Raw genomic sequence first — 14,051 nt, 5'->3', positions numbered from 1 at the left:
TGCAAACTCCAATGTCATTGCCACCCGGTGCTCAATGCAGGTATACGCCGCGCTTGGGCGGTGGCGGCGCTTCCATCGGCAGGCCCTGCATCTCGCGCAGCGACGATTCGATGGTGTGGCACAGCGTGGATAGAGGCAGGTCGTTGCCCTCGGTGCCGAACGGCTCCTCCAGCTCTTCGGCGATCTGTTCCAGCGCGAAATAGGTGTAGGCGATGAATACCGCGATCGGCGGCGTCAGCCAGCCTATGCTGCTGGCTAGTCCGGCGGGCAGCAGCAGACAGTAGATGGTCACCGTGCGATTCAAGAGCACGCGGTAGGTGAAGGGCATCGGCGTGGTGGCGATGCGCTCGCAGCCGCCCAGGATTTCCGACAGCGTGTTCAGATTGCGGTCCAGCGCGTGCCATTGCAGCTCGCTCAGCCGCCCCTCGCGCTGCAGCCGCTGCGCCTCGCGGCCCAGCCAGGCCAGGATCAGCGCCGGGCGGAAGCCGCCGGCCATGATCCGTTCCCGCTCTTCCGCCGGCAGCAGCCGTTTCAGGTGCTGGTCGGCATCGTCGCCGCGCAGCTGCGCCTTCAGCGCGTAGGCGAACGCGCAGGCGGCGTCGATAAAGCGGCGGCTGTCGCCGTCGTCGCCCAGCGCCGCCAACATTTGCCGCCCCAGCGAGCGGCTGACGATCAGCAGACTGCCCCACAGCTTGCGCGCTTCCCAGAAGCGGTCGTAGCTGACCGAGTTGCGAAAGCCGAGGAAGATCGCCAGCGACACGCCCAGCAAGGTGAAGGTGGGGATGCCCAGCGACGACTCGCGCAGGCTGGCCAGCCACCAGTGGCGGATGGAGGCGGCGGCGATGGCCACCGCCAGCACCAGCATCAGCCGCGGCAGGATGCGCGGCAACACCGAGCCTTGCCAGACGAACAGCAGGCGGAACCAGGACGGAATGTTGCGGACTATCATGGCGGAACAGGCGGGATGGGTACGTTAAAATGGTACACAATAATCCCGGCCAGGTTGTTACGTGTCGGGAATATTTCCGCTTCGCCCGCCCGTTTTCAGAACAGTTGCTTGTAGCCCAGCAGCCATTCGCGGCGGACGCGGTCGCCAGACTGCTCCTGTTTCCAGCTGGCCGACAGGCTCTGGTTCCGGTTCAGGTAGCGGATCTGCCGCAGGCTGACGCGGCTGAATGCGCTGCCGCTGTCCGCCTGATTGAAATGCCGGCTGACCGACAGCCAGGTTTTCATGTCCCATAGTTCGCGCACCATCACGCCGCCTTCCAATTCGCCGAAGGCGTAGCCTTGCCTGCCGGCGGTAGCGAGCCCGCCGCCCGCCAGCGCGTAGAAGTCCGCGTCGCTCTGGACGCGCTGTGCCAGGCCAAGCGCGCCGTTGATTTGCGCGACGGACCGCTCCTGCAAATTCTGATCCAGTTGCTGCTGGTAGGCGATGTTCAGCCGTCCGGCCAGACCGCCGGCGATCGGGTCGCGAGGCAGCAGGGTCTGCATGCCGTACAGCACGAATTGCCGCAGCCTCGGCGACCCGCCGCGCAGAGGCATCCGGAACGTCGGGGCCAGGATTTGCAGCTCGTTCTCCTGGTTGTAGCCGCGGTTGTCGTCGTCCAGGCGATGGGAGGCGGGCACCAGGCTGATTTCCAGGTTGTCTTCGCCGTCGCGCCGCAGCCAGGACAAGCTGGCCTGGGAGGAGGGCGGCGTGGACATCGGACCAAAGCCCTTGCTCATGTCCAGAGACATCCCGGGGTAGCGCTCCCGCTCCAGGGCCTCGAGCCGCGCGGCGTTGGACAGCCAGCGTTCGCGGGCCAGCTGTTGTTCCAGGTACAGGTGCTGGTTGAGCGCCTGCGCGTGCTGCAGTTGCAAAAAGCCCTCAGGGTTGGGCGGCTGCGCCAGGTCGGCGGGTATTTCGCCCTCCGCCAGTGCGCGCTGGTTTTCCCGGCGGCGGGCGGCGGGCAGCGTTTCATCCAGGGTCCGCACCAGCCAGCGGCTGGGCGCGATCATCCTGCTGGCCTGGATGAGGCCCGCGTCGCTCGCTTCGCGCACCAGCTCCATCGGCGCCAGCCAGCGCTTGGCCGGCAGCGGCTTGCCGCTCAATCCCATGATGAAGTGGATGACGGTCGCGCAATTGTACTTCTGGAAAAAATAGGTCAGCCGCGCCCGCTTCAGTTCCAGCAGGTGCAGCCGGATCAGCTCGCGCTGCCAGGCGTCGAACGACAAATCGTATTCCCAGACGCTGCGCTGCTCCTGATCGACGTAGCGCCGCAATTGCTCGTGATAAGGCGACAGCGCGAAATAGCCGGTCTTGCCGATGAGCAGGCTGTCCACCAGCAGCTTGGGCAGGTTCCAGGTATCGGCGTCGGTGTAGAAGGAGATCGCGTGTTCCAGGGATTTTCCGTCCGGCTGCGTGCCGGCAATCTTCAGGAAAGCATGCCCCAGCATGCTGGCGGGCAAAGCCTGGTTTTCGCTGGCGAATACCAAGCTGATGCGGTCCATGGGCGCGCGCGCGCGGAAATCCGCCACTTCCCGGCATTGGTCCAGCGGCAGTTCCGGCGCGTCCAGCGTTTTTCGCAGCCACCAGTAGCGGGCAGGGAAGCGGCAGACCGCGTCCTGAGCGCCGCCGTACAACAGGCGCAGCGTCGCGTCGAGCTCCCGGGCTGCGGAGAAGGGCTGGCCGGTGAGAAGAAAATCCGGATCGGCGACGAGGGGCTCGCCGTTCTGGCTATGCAGCAGAGATTGCCATTCGCGGTTTTCGGCCAGACGCGCGGAGCGCGCTGTGGCGATCAACTGCTCGGGCAGGCTGTCTTCGGCCTGGGCGCACTGTCCCGCCAGCAAGCAAAAAAGGGCGGCAATGCTGCCGCCCTTGGCGATGATATCGCGTAGATTCATTATTTCCGGCAAGAAACAACGATGTTGTCCGAGTACTTCCACATTTTTTCGGTGGAGTAGTCGGTGGTGGAGCCAAACGCGCCGCCGCTCAGGATGTTGATGAAGAATTTCGGATCGACCGTTTTTTCCGCGACGGTTTGCTGAGCGCAACCTTCGGTTTCGGTCATGATGATCTTGTTTTTGTTTTCACGCTTCAGGTCGACGATGCCGGGCGCTTTGAATGCTTGGCCATCGATGGTGCCCTTGATTTCAGTGCCGGTGGAGCTGGACACGTTAACTTGTTGGGTTTGGTCGTTCAGAATCGAGGCGCAACCGGTCAGGCCGAGGGCCAACAGGGCGGCGGGCAGCAGCAAGTGTTTCATTTTATTTTTTCACGGAAATTAAGGCGGGAATGCCTGGTTTTACGAGGATGTCCCCCGTAAAGGGCGTTGATGCTAATTGAAAAAATAATGGGGCGCAACTTGAATTATTTACCAGCCATATTATTGCGAATCTGATTTTTTACTGCCGCAGGTAAATCACACTTTGCGCATGTAAATTTTTCTGAATATTTGAATTGTTTTAAGTACGCCGGGAGAGTTCTGGTTATGCCTTGATGATTGCGCCTCTTTTAAAGTAGAGCATATATTTTAATTTCCTAAATTGAAGTAATTGCTCTTTATTAAATTTCGTTCTTGCGGTTTTTATTGGTCTGAATTGCTTTTAATGAATTCCGCTTGGCATTTTTGTTCCACTTGGTTTTTTATGTCGGCGCAAGAGCTTAATGCGGGTTTTGCTCTAAGTGGCGGCGAAGCGCTCTGCGCGCGGTGCTTGCTGTTTAAGCAGCCATGGCCAATGGCATGGGAGGCAGGCGCATTCTGGCCGCGGCAGCGCGCCGGGGGGAGAGCGATGCCAGCCGTTGCAGGGCGAAGATGTGGCGTAACTGTCATAAAGAACAGTTTGTCCTGATATTGATGGTTCTATCATGAACGAATTGCGCAAAGGGGATGTCCGCGCGGCCGTTTCTGGGCTCGCGATGTGCCGCGGCGATGCGGATGGCGGCTCCGCCGTTTTCACGCCACCGCCGCGGAAGTTCCGTGTTCCCTAACGGGAGGCATCATGAAGACCACCACCATCCAACCGATCAAGTCCGCGCGGAGCGCGCCGCTGGTTTTGCCGGCCGCGCAGCTGCGCAACAATGCCCAGACGCTGTTCGCCCAGTTGGACAAGGATCCGGCGGCGCGCGCCGAATTCATCCACAACCCTGTCGGCGTGCTGACGGCCAAGGTCAGCCAGCGCCAGTTGCCTGCCCAGCAGGTGTCCGACGTCAACCGTCTGCTGTTTTCCATGCTGGCCAACGACGGCTTCCGCCAGTGGATGGACGACTATCCCGCCAGTCCCGGGGGCAAGCCGGTCAGCGAAGAGCAGTTCAGCCAGGACTTCGCCGCCGCCGTGCTGAAGTACGCCGACGCCGACCTGATCCGCGCGATGTTCAAGCTGGCCAGCGACGGCTTCGGTCTGCCTGGTTTCGGCAACTCCGCCGAGCAGTTGCTGATCGGCCCGGAAAAGAGCGTGGCCACGCCGCCGGCGACGCCGTCCACCTCGGACCAAACCTTGCGTTCCAGCCAGAACTTCAATGGTTTCGCTTCCGGCTTGCCCTTCGGTTTCGGCGGCGTGGCCGACGCGGCGCTGCTGCGCACGGTGATCGGCCAGCTGGTGGACCAGGCCAAGCAGATGCAGGCCGCCGGCCAGCTCAAGGTCTGAACTCGGGCCGCTGCGCGCGTTCTCCGCGCGCCGCGGCGGGAGATCGCGAATGAACCTGCCTGTTCCCGGCCTGTTTCGCGGGCCTAAGACCTTGTCCATCATGCCCACTTACGCCTGCCCAGCCGCTTGCGAGCACTGCGCGTCGATGAGCCATCCCAAGGCGCGAGAGAACCTGACGCTGCAGGCGATGCTGTCGGCGATAGACCAGGCCAAGGCGCTGGGCTTCTACAACGTGGTGTTCACCGGCGGCGAGGCCACGCTGCGCTGGCGCGATCTGCTGACCGCGATCCGCCACGCCAGCGGGCTGGGCTTTCCGGTGCGGCTGGTCAGCAATGCTCACTGGGCGATCAGCGCCAACAGCGCCGATCGCCGGCTGGACGCGCTGCTGGAAGCCGGGCTGACCGAGATCAATTACAGCACTGGCGACGAGCACGCGCGCTTCGTGCCGCTGGAGCGGGTGGTGGAAGGCTGCCTGGCGGCGGTGCGGCGCCGGCTTAAGGCCTGGGTGATGGTGGAATTGCGCGCCGCGCGCGCGGTGACCGCCGCCTCGGTCACCGGACATCCGCGCATCGCCGCGCTGGCGGCGGAGGACAGGGCGCTGATCGAGATCGTCGAAAGCCCGTGGATGCCGCTGGACCCGGGCCTGGTGGAGGACTACCCGCCCGGCGTGGCCGCCGACAACCACAATCTCAAGTCTTTCCGCGTCTGCTCCAATGTGCTGCAGACCTACACCATCCAGGCCGACGGCCGCGTGGGCGCCTGCTGCGGCATCGGCATGCGGCAGATACCGGAGCTCAGCGTGGCCACCGTCGATCAGCCGGACTTCCTGTCACGCGCGGTGGAGGCGGCGGAAGGGGATTTCCTCAAGCTGTGGCTGCATTACCTGGGACCGGAGCGGGTGCTGGCCTGGGCCGCCGCGCGCGACCCAAGCATCCGCTGGGAAGGCATGTACGCCCACCATTGCCAGGCCTGCGCCCGGATCTACCGCGACGAGGCGGTGCGCCGGCTGGTGCGCGAGCACTATGAGGAAATGATCGCCGAAGTGCTGCAGGCCGCCTGGCTGGATGAGCATCACGTGCCCGGCGAATCGCGAGGGATGGCCGAGAGACGGCGGGCCTGCGCGCAGGCTTGAGCCGGCGGATCAAGCCTGGGGCGCGCTCAATCCCACTGCAGCGCGCCCTTTTTCCATTCGTAGACGAAGCCGATGACCAGAATGGCCAGGAACACCGCCATCGCGCCCAGGCCGAACAGGCCCAGTTCATCCTTGAGCGTCACCGCCCACGGGATCATGAAGGCCACTTCCAGATCGAACAGGATGAACAGGATGGCCACCAGGTAGTAGCGCACGTCGAAGCGCTTTCGCGCGTCGCCGAAGGCATTGAAGCCGCACTCGTACGGCGACAGCTTTTCCGGGTCCGGCCGGTTGGGGCCGAGCAGCTTGCCCAGCATCAGCGGCAATACGCCGACCAGAAGGCCGACCAGGATGAACAGCAGGATGGGGAAGTAATTCTGCAGCATGGTTCAGCGGGTTCCTGCGCGGGTGGGGAAACAGGAATAGACCGCCGCAGGCCGCCGAGTGCCGCGGCAAACGGTAAAAGTTTGGTAAAAGCCGGATGGCATGGCGGGAACCGCCGGCCATAACAAAGGCCATCCTGTGGATGGCCTGAGTTGATGTTGTCGCGCAGAGCGCTGGCAATCTGGCGTCGCTGCCGCCTGTCGTCTCGCAGTGTGACCGTTGCCGGAGTCCTTGCCGGAATAGCGGTCTGGTGGGTGCTGCGGATGGCGGTGTGGCGCGGCGCAACCAATCAGAATGCGGGATCGGAAGGTTCGCCTGAGTTTGCCGGTATGCGTCGCTCCATGGTGAGATGATCGGGACTTCTTGTGCTTTATATCGGTCTTTTATAGCCATCCTAAATAGCTGTTTTTCTTATTTTTTGTTACGGCTGGTACGTTTCTTGTCTGGGCCGTTTGCCCTTGTCCAGCTGGCCATGCTGCCACGCCGCCATCCTTCCGGTTTCCCTTCGTCGCTGTTACGGTTATGTCGTTGTCAAAATGCGAATGGGAGCGAATGTGAAATCGATACTGGCTTTGGCCTGCCTGCAACTGGCGCTGCTGCCGCTGGGCGCGCGGGCGGAGGCACCGCTGGGCGCGGCGCAGCAAAAGACGAATTACCAGGCGACGCGCGACTATTACCAGCAGCTGCTGGCCGACAAGGGACGGGGGGCGGAACTGGGCATGCTGATGAACATGCTGCCCAAGGGCGGCGATCTGCATCACCACTACACCGGCGCGCTGTACGCCGAAACTTATCTGGATTGGGTGGATAAGCAGAAGTACTGTGTCTACCCGACCACGCTGAGAATAGAAACCAAGCCGGAGCAGGCGCAACCGGGCGAGCTCTGCCTGAGCGGCAGCCAGATCAAGGACGACAACGCCTTGTACCGCAAGCTGCTGACGCTGTGGTCGGACAAGGATTTCGACAACCACAGCCATGACCAGCCGCCGCCGGACAAGCAGTTTTTCGATACCTTCGGCTATTTCGGCGGCGTTTCCGGCTATTCGCCGCGCGAGGGCCTGCAGCTGCTGAAAACCCGGGCCAAGGCGGAAAATCTGCAATATCTGGAAACCATGCTGCGCGGCGCGCCGTCCGGCAATAGCGCGCTGGCCGCCAATCTGGACAGCCTGGCGCCGGACGCGGCCCCGGCCGACATCGAGCAGGCGCTGGGCCAGGCGGCAGCGGCGCTGGCGGCGGACGCCTCCACCGCGGAGCAGGTTCAGCGCTACCGGCAGGATCTGGCCGGCTTCGCCCAGGGCATGGACGACGACGACTTCACGCTGCGTTTCCAGACCTATGTGTCGCGCAACAACAAGCCGTCCGCCACCTTCGCCGGCCTCTACGCCGGCTTCGCCGCCGCGCGCGACAATCCGCTGGTGGTGGGGCTGAACATCGTCGGCCCGGAAAACGGCATCGTGGCGATGCGCGATTACGCGCTGCATATGCGCATGATCCATTTCCTCAAACAGCGCTTTCCCGATGTGAAGCTGGCGCTGCACGCCGGCGAGCTGGTGCTGGGCATGGTGCCGCCGGAAGGCCTGCGCGACCACATCCGGCTGGCGGTGGAGCTGGCCGGCGCGCAGCGGATAGGCCACGGCATCGACGTCGGCCATGAAAGCCGGCCGGACAGCCTGCTGAACGAGATGCGCCGGCGCGACGTGGCGGTGGAAATCAACCTCACCAGCAACCAGTTCATCCTGGGCGTGCAAGGCGCAGCGCATCCCATCCTGCTGTACCGCAAATACGGCGTGCCGTTCGTGATCTCCACCGACGACGAAGGCGTGTCGCGCAGCGACATCAGCAATGAATACCTGCTGTACGTCAACCGCTACCAGCCCTCGTACGATGAGCTGAAGCGCACCGTCTACAACAGCATCCGCTATTCTTTCCTCAGCTCGGCGGACAAGGCGCGGCAGCAACAGCGGCTGGAGCAGCGCTTCGCCCAGTTTGAAGCGCGGGCGGCGGCGCTGCGCAAGATGGGGCGATGACGCGCGGCAGCACAGGCGATGGGGCCGCCGCCGCATGGCGAGCGCCCCCGACGTTTGCGGATGGATGCGAGGGGAATCAGCGCGGCGGCAGCCGGCTGATTTCCATCACGCCGGCCATCTCGCTGTAATAGAAAAAGTCCGACACATTGTCTTTCAGCCAGGAAATGCCGGCGCGAACGTGCTTGGGCACCTGGCAAAATAAGTCTTCATTTGTTCCCGCGCAGCTCGCCGCCGCGCTGCCAGCCTGCGGCCATCCCATTTTCAGCCAGAAGGTTGCCCGTTCCTCTGCCGATAAGTTGCGCAGCGATACGGGCGGGGCTCCGTCATTGCCGCTCAACTCTAGTCCATCGCCAACCTGGCGCAGGTTCCAGACGGGTTCGCCGGCTTGCGCTGTGTATTCGTGGCCGTATGCCCCGGCCGGAAAGTCTTGAGCCTGGACGAAGCCGCAGCACAGCAGCAGGAAGGTGGCGATGAGTGGTTTCATGGCGGCGTCGCTTGATTTGGAACGGCGGATTATGACGGTAAACAGGCTGACGGGGGCGGCAGGCGTGTCGTAAATGTAGAAAGTAGGGTGCAATACCCAGCCAGAAACCTGCCGATGCAGCCACCTTCCCGCCGGGCATTGCACCGCCTTGGACCACGAAATCAAAAACAGCCAGACCGCGGCAGCGGCTGGCTGTTGGCTTTTACGGAGCAGGGCTTACAGCACGCGGGTGAGCAGAGTAAGGGACTGGTTCATCCGTTTATCCAGCGGCTCCAGCAATTCCTTGATGCGGCTGGATGGCAGGCGGACATCATCGCCCAGGCAAGCCAGCAGATCGATCACGGATTGCAAACCCAACTGGCCGTGGGCCAAGTGGCAGATGGACTCCACCACCGCCTGTTCGATGTCGTGGCACAAATGCGCCACGCGCGCGGCAGGCGCCCTCACCGTGGATTGATCCTGGCCGGCCAACTGCTCTTGCAAGGCGGCAAAGGCTTCGTGCAGCCGGGTCATGGCCAACAAGCTGGGTGGATGCGTGGGGGCGTTGTTGTTCAGCAGCCAGCGGCTGCGGGCGGGGTGACGGTTCTTCAGGGAAAGCGCGAGGTGCGACGAACTGCGGGTGATGCTAGGCATGGCAAAACCCTCCTGGATAGGTGCTTAACCCTGCCAACCCCAACGCCAAGTAGGGGTGGCAGGCACATGGCGGGATTGGCGTACCGATCCAGGAGCGGCGCATCATAGATGCTCCCACCATGGCCCGCCATAGAGGACGTGCGATGGTGTACGGACGCGACAAGGTCCAGCCTTGCACACAAGTCCGCCTGAATGCGGGACGCCAATCCCGGTGCCGCTATTGAACGGCACGAAGGAGATTATCCGGCTGAAAGGCTTGCCAGGCAAGCAATTGGGGTGGAATAGGGCTGTGCTTTGAGGCAGTACGTGGAATCCGCTGCGCGAATGATGATTTGGATTGCCGGGGCTGCCCGGCGGCAGGGAGGGGATATTTGCGTGGCCAAATATCCCCTCCACCCCTAAAGGCCACCCTGCAAGCCTAGCCTGCGGCTTCCCGCCGGGGCCCGTCAGGCCCGAGGCGCGGCTGAACTCTCTGCGTGCGAATCTTCCAGATTCGCTCAGCGATGCGCGCTACCGTCGCGGGACTCAAACATGCAGCCGCTTAAGACCTCGGTTCTGTCACCCGGCGGCAGGCTTGAAGGGACCGGGGCGCATCGCAAACGTTACGGGCCACGCATTGTGTAGGGATATCCGTTGAAGTTTCTTTACTAGGCTGCCGAACCGAACCAACTCACCCTTGCCCCATCAGCGCGCGGCTAGTTCCGGCGGCTCCTTGAAAATAGTTTTGGAGGCAGGGTTTCGCAGCGCTGCTGGGGCGCGTTTTCTTTCATCCATTTCTTTTGCCTCGCCAAAAGAAATGGGTCTCGCCGGGCGGAACTGGCACCTAAAAATTTGTCCGCGGAGCGGACGCAAGGTCTTTCATTGCGTGGTGAACGTTGGGCTTCACATGACTCAGTCCAACCTGCGACCCTGCAACATACGGTTTTTTGCGTTGCATGATGTTATTGTAGAGACTCTATCGAAATGCCTGCATAAGCATTTTAATCATTGATATTTACTAACTGTGAAGGCATATTCAATGAGTTGTAAGTATGAGTCATATTGGTTTGATGTGTTTTTATAAAATCGTAGCAGTTTAAAGGTAAAGCTATTCTTAGTTATTAGGCATTTTTTTGAAGTAATACTTTCACAAGTAATAAAATTATATTTAGATTGATAACTTAAAGGGATTTGATAAATGATATACCAGTGCAATAGTTGCTCAGCCTTCTCATTTAAGGCTTCTTGTCCGCGGTGTGGCGAGTCTGAAATTGATACGCAAATACCATTAGACCCTTCTTTCTATCAAGAATTTCAATATAAATCTAAAGGTTTCTTGAAGGATTTACTCAGCAAAAAGAAAGAAATAGCTAATCTTGAAGATCTGTTGAATAGAGTTCTTAAGAAGTATGCAGACTTAAAGCATCCATTTTTCACAAACTTTGTTTTTGTCTCTAATTTTAGCTCTGTTAATGCAAGTCAGATTCAAGAGTACTCTGGATTTGTCGTTGGGAAAGATTATTCTGACATTGAATTATTTCAGGAAGTTCTTGTTAGAAATGGGTTTGATGAGCTTAAGAGATTGCCAGAGCTGATTAATAAATTATTAGCTACTACATTATTTGAAAGTGAATACGTTGGATTCTCAAATCAAATAGTACGCCATGTGAGCGATAATGCCATGGCATCTCTTGAGTCGTGGATTTATGAGGTTGGGATGGGTTTTAGAAAATATCTCCCTCTGTTTCTTTATTATGCATGGATTAATAAATCATTTCATTCATCTATTAATTTCAATGAAGAAGCAAGGGGAAATAAAAGCATCCAGCTTATTGACGATTCGGAATATTTAAAATGGCTATCCGTGGCGGAAGAGATTTATTATGATGTTTTGGTTCAGAAAATGGATAGCAAATTGAGGAATTTTAACATAAGTCAGTACCGAACTATGCATGATGTTGATGCAATGAGTGGGTTTGATTTTGAAGATTTCTTGGTTTTGCTTTTTCAAACGATTGGGTATGATGTACGAGAAACAAAGAAGACAGGCGATCAAGGTGCAGATCTTTTTGTTGAAAAATTTAATGAAAAAACAGTTATTCAAGCAAAAAATTACACGGCAGGAAATGTTGGAAATAAAGCAGTTCAGGAGGTGCTGGCTGCGAAATCATTTTATCGCTGTGATCGTGCCATGGTTGTTACAAATTCCTATTTTACTTCTTCAGCAAGAGAGTTGGCAGAGGCTACTTCCGTTACTTTAATAGATAGAGATGATTTTCAAAATTATCTAAATGATTATAATCAGTGTTTGATTGATAAGTTTTCTGAAAGTAATCCGTAATAAATCATTGCGCCGCCTTGGCATATCACCAAATTCAAAAAGCCAGTCACAGAGAAGCGGCGGGCTATTGGCTTTTATGGAGCAGTGTTTGTCGAACTCAAGTGAGTAGGGAGAGGGGATGGTTCATCTGTTTATTATGTGTCTGCGAAGCGGATGGGAGATCTTTAATTCCGAGTCGAGCGTTGGGCTTTGTATGGCTCTGCCCAATCTACAGCCCTTAATGAAGTTATTTCTAGTAATTATCATGGGTAAAATCTGCTATATGGATTGTGGGGAAACCATCTTCCTTTAATTGATTATTGAAGTTGTAAATATTTATCGGGGTTTTTGCATTAGGATTTGAGTATAGAAAGCATTGCGATATATAGTTGCCTTTAGTTAGTGGTTCTGCATCTATGTACAATATGCCAGATAAAAGACTGGATGCGTACCCTGTTGAGAATTCTTTACGTGCTTTATCTGATATTTCAGCTATGCTGGAAATGCAATTTTTATATTGAATGAAAGATCTTCTAGACAAAGCATGTGTCAGTGTCTTGGATGAATTATTAAAGTCATGGCTGAGAGCACCTCCAAACCATGGGTGGCTGACGAAGATCAGAATAAATGAGCTGTTGATTGTAAATTTGTGAGCATGTTTTAATGCAAAAGTCGAATTTTCCTCTGCCAATAAATAAGGATCGTATATTCTTGATGATACAGAGACACCTTTTTTTGGCTTTGAAGTTATCGTAATTTTACCGCTTTTATATATTGATTGATTTTTTAATTTTGATGATATTTCTTTGGTTTTCTCTAACAATTTTTCAAAAGCACTAACTGGTACATCCCAAGAGTCTAAGATTTGCACTTCAGAGTCAAAAAGTAGCTCCTCTATGTCCATTTTTAATTTATTTGCAACTGCATTTGTTAGGGAGAACGATTTTATGTCAAAGTAAATTGTTTGATGTCTGTGATTGAATGAGCCATCAAGGGTGGCGCCATTTTTTGAAAGTATATCATTGCCGGCTATCGGGATTTGTAATTGCAGATAGAATTTCCTAGTAATTAACCAATTGTAAGCGATAATCTCTGAGAATGCTCCTACACAATTTCTACTAAATAGTTCCTTTGTTAAAATATTAAAATCAGCTGTTTCAGCTATTTTGCTAATAAGTTCTAGTGATTCAGCAATAAAAATCTCATGATAGTCACTATTTGCTAAGTTAAAAGCGTCGGCATTTAGTTTTCCATTTTTTACCGATTTGTGTAGTTCGAGTGTGAAAATACTGGGGCATTTTTGAGCGATGCGACTAATCCATTCATGCCATGTTTCTATATGTGATGTGGTTTTCATGAAATTAACCTTTCTGTATTTGTGATGATGAGAGTGTTTTCATGAAATTCTAGATTTATCATCACTGATTTTCTTGAAATAATGATTTTTCTGTAGTGGTCAATATTGTTTTGCTAGTCGAGTGTGCTTATCAAGGGCCGTGGGTTGGGCGGAGTAACGCGAAGCCCAACGTTTACCGAGAAAGCTCCCAAGCGTGGTGGTCGTACCGCTGCAGCGAGCGCAAGTCTCCGCAGACACTTGTGGGTTGGGGCGCGAGAGCAGGTAGGAGTAGCCTCATCGAGGCAGGCAGGCAGGGAACGGGAGAGGGCATCTTGGATGCCAATGGAGAAGCCAACCTCACGCCCCGGTTGGGGAAGGCGGCTCCGGCCCGAAATGGATAACAAAAAACCGCAGGGCTTGAGCCGTGCGGTTGTTTGCTTCGCTTGATGTCTTGTGGTGCCCAGAGTCGGACTCGAACCGACACGCCTTGCGGCGGGGGATTTTGAATCCCCTGCGTCTACCAATTTCGCCATCCGGGCGACATCTGCGAGAGAACGCATCTTAACCTTGCGCCAAGCGCTTGTAAATAGTTGGCGCTCAGTCTTTTTTCAGTTTCAGCGCGTGGTCGTACAGCTGCTTGCGGTTGGCGCCGCTGATCTGCGCGGCCAGCGTGGCGGCTTGCTTGGTGGGCAGCTCGGCGGCCAGGATTTCCAGCACCCGCAGCGCCTCGGCCGGCGGCGCGTCGGCGTTGGCTTCCATGGCGGGGGCGGCGTCGATGATCAGCGCGATCTCGCCGCGCTGCTGGTTGGCGTCGGCCTTCACCCACTCCAGCAGCTCGGCCGCGGGACGCGCATGGAAGGTTTCGAAGGTCTTGGTCAGCTCGCGGGCGATCATCACCCGGCGCTCGCCGCCCAGCTCGGCCACGATGTCTTCCAGCGCGTCGACGATGCGGTGCGGCGCTTCGTAGCAGACGGTGAGGTGGGGGGCGGACAGCCATTGCTGCAGCGTTCTGCGGCGCTCGCCGCTTTTGGGCGGCAAAAAGCCGTGGAACTGGAAGGTGGGCGCGGTGAAGCCGCTGGCGGACAGCGCGGCGATCACGGCGCTGGCGCCGGGCAGCGGGCGCACCGGGT

Annotated in this window: 12 protein-coding genes and 1 tRNA gene; 4 read left to right on the top strand and 9 right to left on the bottom strand. The window is 57.2% G+C overall.

The genetic code is table 11. From position 1 onward, the window contains the following. Positions 1 to 31: 31 nt before the first annotated feature. The 3 genes from LQR33_RS17765 to LQR33_RS17755 all read right to left on the bottom strand — a co-directional run bounded on the left by LQR33_RS17765 (position 32) and on the right by LQR33_RS17755 (position 3,245). On the bottom strand, positions 32 to 949 hold the full coding sequence (locus LQR33_RS17765; protein WP_166439567.1) for a bestrophin family protein: 918 nt from the start codon (positions 947 to 949) through the stop codon (positions 32 to 34). 95 nt (positions 950 to 1,044) lie between these two features. Further along, the gene (locus LQR33_RS17760) at positions 1,045 to 2,883 is read right to left on the bottom strand and encodes a lipoprotein N-acyltransferase Lnb domain-containing protein (protein WP_231469968.1); all 1,839 of its coding nucleotides are present in this window, start codon (positions 2,881 to 2,883) and stop codon (positions 1,045 to 1,047) included. Further along, the gene (locus tag LQR33_RS17755) at positions 2,883 to 3,245 is read right to left on the bottom strand and encodes a hypothetical protein (RefSeq protein WP_021478321.1); all 363 of its coding nucleotides are present in this window, start codon (positions 3,243 to 3,245) and stop codon (positions 2,883 to 2,885) included. Before LQR33_RS17755 ends, LQR33_RS17760 begins: the two co-directional genes overlap by 1 nt. 736 nt (positions 3,246 to 3,981) lie before the next feature. Here LQR33_RS17755 and LQR33_RS17750 point away from each other — a divergent pair. Both LQR33_RS17750 and LQR33_RS17745 read left to right on the top strand, forming a co-directional pair. Continuing rightward, complete coding sequence (locus tag LQR33_RS17750) at positions 3,982 to 4,626, top strand: hypothetical protein (protein ID WP_221666042.1); 645 nt, start codon at positions 3,982 to 3,984, stop codon at positions 4,624 to 4,626. Positions 4,627 to 4,675: 49 nt separating this feature from the next. After that, positions 4,676 to 5,758, top strand: coding sequence for a radical SAM protein (locus LQR33_RS17745; RefSeq protein ID WP_231469967.1), 1,083 nt, complete (start codon positions 4,676 to 4,678; stop codon positions 5,756 to 5,758). 26 nt (positions 5,759 to 5,784) lie between these two features. Here LQR33_RS17745 and LQR33_RS17740 read toward each other — a convergent pair whose 3' ends face one another. Further along, complete coding sequence (locus LQR33_RS17740; RefSeq protein WP_021478318.1) at positions 5,785 to 6,144, bottom strand: NADH-quinone oxidoreductase subunit A; 360 nt, start codon at positions 6,142 to 6,144, stop codon at positions 5,785 to 5,787. A 552-nt stretch (positions 6,145 to 6,696) separates the two neighbouring features. Here LQR33_RS17740 and LQR33_RS24340 point away from each other — a divergent pair. Further along, complete coding sequence (locus tag LQR33_RS24340) at positions 6,697 to 8,169, top strand: amidohydrolase family protein (protein ID WP_231469965.1); 1,473 nt, start codon at positions 6,697 to 6,699, stop codon at positions 8,167 to 8,169. A 76-nt stretch (positions 8,170 to 8,245) separates the two neighbouring features. On the opposite strand, the gene LQR33_RS17730 is transcribed toward LQR33_RS24340, so the two are convergent. Both LQR33_RS17730 and LQR33_RS17725 read right to left on the bottom strand, forming a co-directional pair. Further along, positions 8,246 to 8,746 (bottom strand): hypothetical protein, encoded by a 501-nt coding sequence (locus LQR33_RS17730; RefSeq protein WP_231469963.1) that lies wholly within the window; start codon positions 8,744 to 8,746, stop codon positions 8,246 to 8,248. Between the two features lie 123 nt (positions 8,747 to 8,869). After that, positions 8,870 to 9,286 carry a DUF1484 domain-containing protein gene (locus LQR33_RS17725; RefSeq protein ID WP_231469961.1) on the bottom strand — a complete coding sequence of 139 codons (417 nt, stop codon included), beginning with the start codon at positions 9,284 to 9,286 and terminating at the stop codon, positions 8,870 to 8,872. 1,177 nt (positions 9,287 to 10,463) lie between these two features. On the opposite strand from LQR33_RS17725, the gene LQR33_RS17720 reads away from it, so the two are divergent. Further along, the gene (locus LQR33_RS17720; RefSeq protein ID WP_231469959.1) at positions 10,464 to 11,606 is read left to right on the top strand and encodes a restriction endonuclease; all 1,143 of its coding nucleotides are present in this window, start codon (positions 10,464 to 10,466) and stop codon (positions 11,604 to 11,606) included. Between the two features lie 232 nt (positions 11,607 to 11,838). On the opposite strand, the gene LQR33_RS17715 is transcribed toward LQR33_RS17720, so the two are convergent. The 3 genes from LQR33_RS17715 to LQR33_RS17705 form a co-directional block, all read right to left on the bottom strand. Next, a complete protein-coding gene (locus tag LQR33_RS17715) occupies positions 11,839 to 12,942 on the bottom strand; it encodes a hypothetical protein (protein ID WP_231469957.1) in 1,104 nt (367 codons plus the stop codon). 433 nt (positions 12,943 to 13,375) lie between these two features. Next, a tRNA-Leu gene (locus tag LQR33_RS17710) sits at positions 13,376 to 13,460 on the bottom strand. Positions 13,461 to 13,518: 58 nt separating this feature from the next. Beyond that, positions 13,519 to 14,051, bottom strand: a 533-nt coding sequence (locus LQR33_RS17705; RefSeq protein WP_231469955.1) for an SAM-dependent methyltransferase, incomplete at its 5' end; no start/stop codon positions are given.

Origin of the sequence: Chromobacterium piscinae (assembly GCF_021129175.1) — a bacterium.
GTDB lineage: Bacteria > Pseudomonadota > Gammaproteobacteria > Burkholderiales > Chromobacteriaceae > Chromobacterium > Chromobacterium piscinae.
Note: the sequence above shows the minus strand (reverse complement) of the source record. Positions and strands in the feature narration are given on the sequence as shown.

What these genes read in the sequence shown, in the direction of transcription:
- LQR33_RS17765 (WP_166439567.1), bottom strand. Translation starts at nt 949, where the DNA reads ATGATAGTCCGCAACATTCCGTCCTGGTTCCGCCTGCTGTTCGTCTGG.
- LQR33_RS17760 (WP_231469968.1), bottom strand. Translation starts at nt 2,883, where the DNA reads ATGAATCTACGCGATATCATCGCCAAGGGCGGCAGCATTGCCGCCCTT.
- LQR33_RS17755 (WP_021478321.1), bottom strand. Translation starts at nt 3,245, where the DNA reads ATGAAACACTTGCTGCTGCCCGCCGCCCTGTTGGCCCTCGGCCTGACC.
- LQR33_RS17750 (WP_221666042.1), top strand. Translation starts at nt 3,982, where the DNA reads ATGAAGACCACCACCATCCAACCGATCAAGTCCGCGCGGAGCGCGCCG.
- LQR33_RS17745 (WP_231469967.1), top strand. Translation starts at nt 4,676, where the DNA reads ATGAACCTGCCTGTTCCCGGCCTGTTTCGCGGGCCTAAGACCTTGTCC.
- LQR33_RS17740 (WP_021478318.1), bottom strand. Translation starts at nt 6,144, where the DNA reads ATGCTGCAGAATTACTTCCCCATCCTGCTGTTCATCCTGGTCGGCCTT.
- LQR33_RS17725 (WP_231469961.1), bottom strand. Translation starts at nt 9,286, where the DNA reads ATGCCTAGCATCACCCGCAGTTCGTCGCACCTCGCGCTTTCCCTGAAG.
- LQR33_RS17720 (WP_231469959.1), top strand. Translation starts at nt 10,464, where the DNA reads ATGATATACCAGTGCAATAGTTGCTCAGCCTTCTCATTTAAGGCTTCT.
- LQR33_RS17715 (WP_231469957.1), bottom strand. Translation starts at nt 12,942, where the DNA reads ATGAAAACCACATCACATATAGAAACATGGCATGAATGGATTAGTCGC.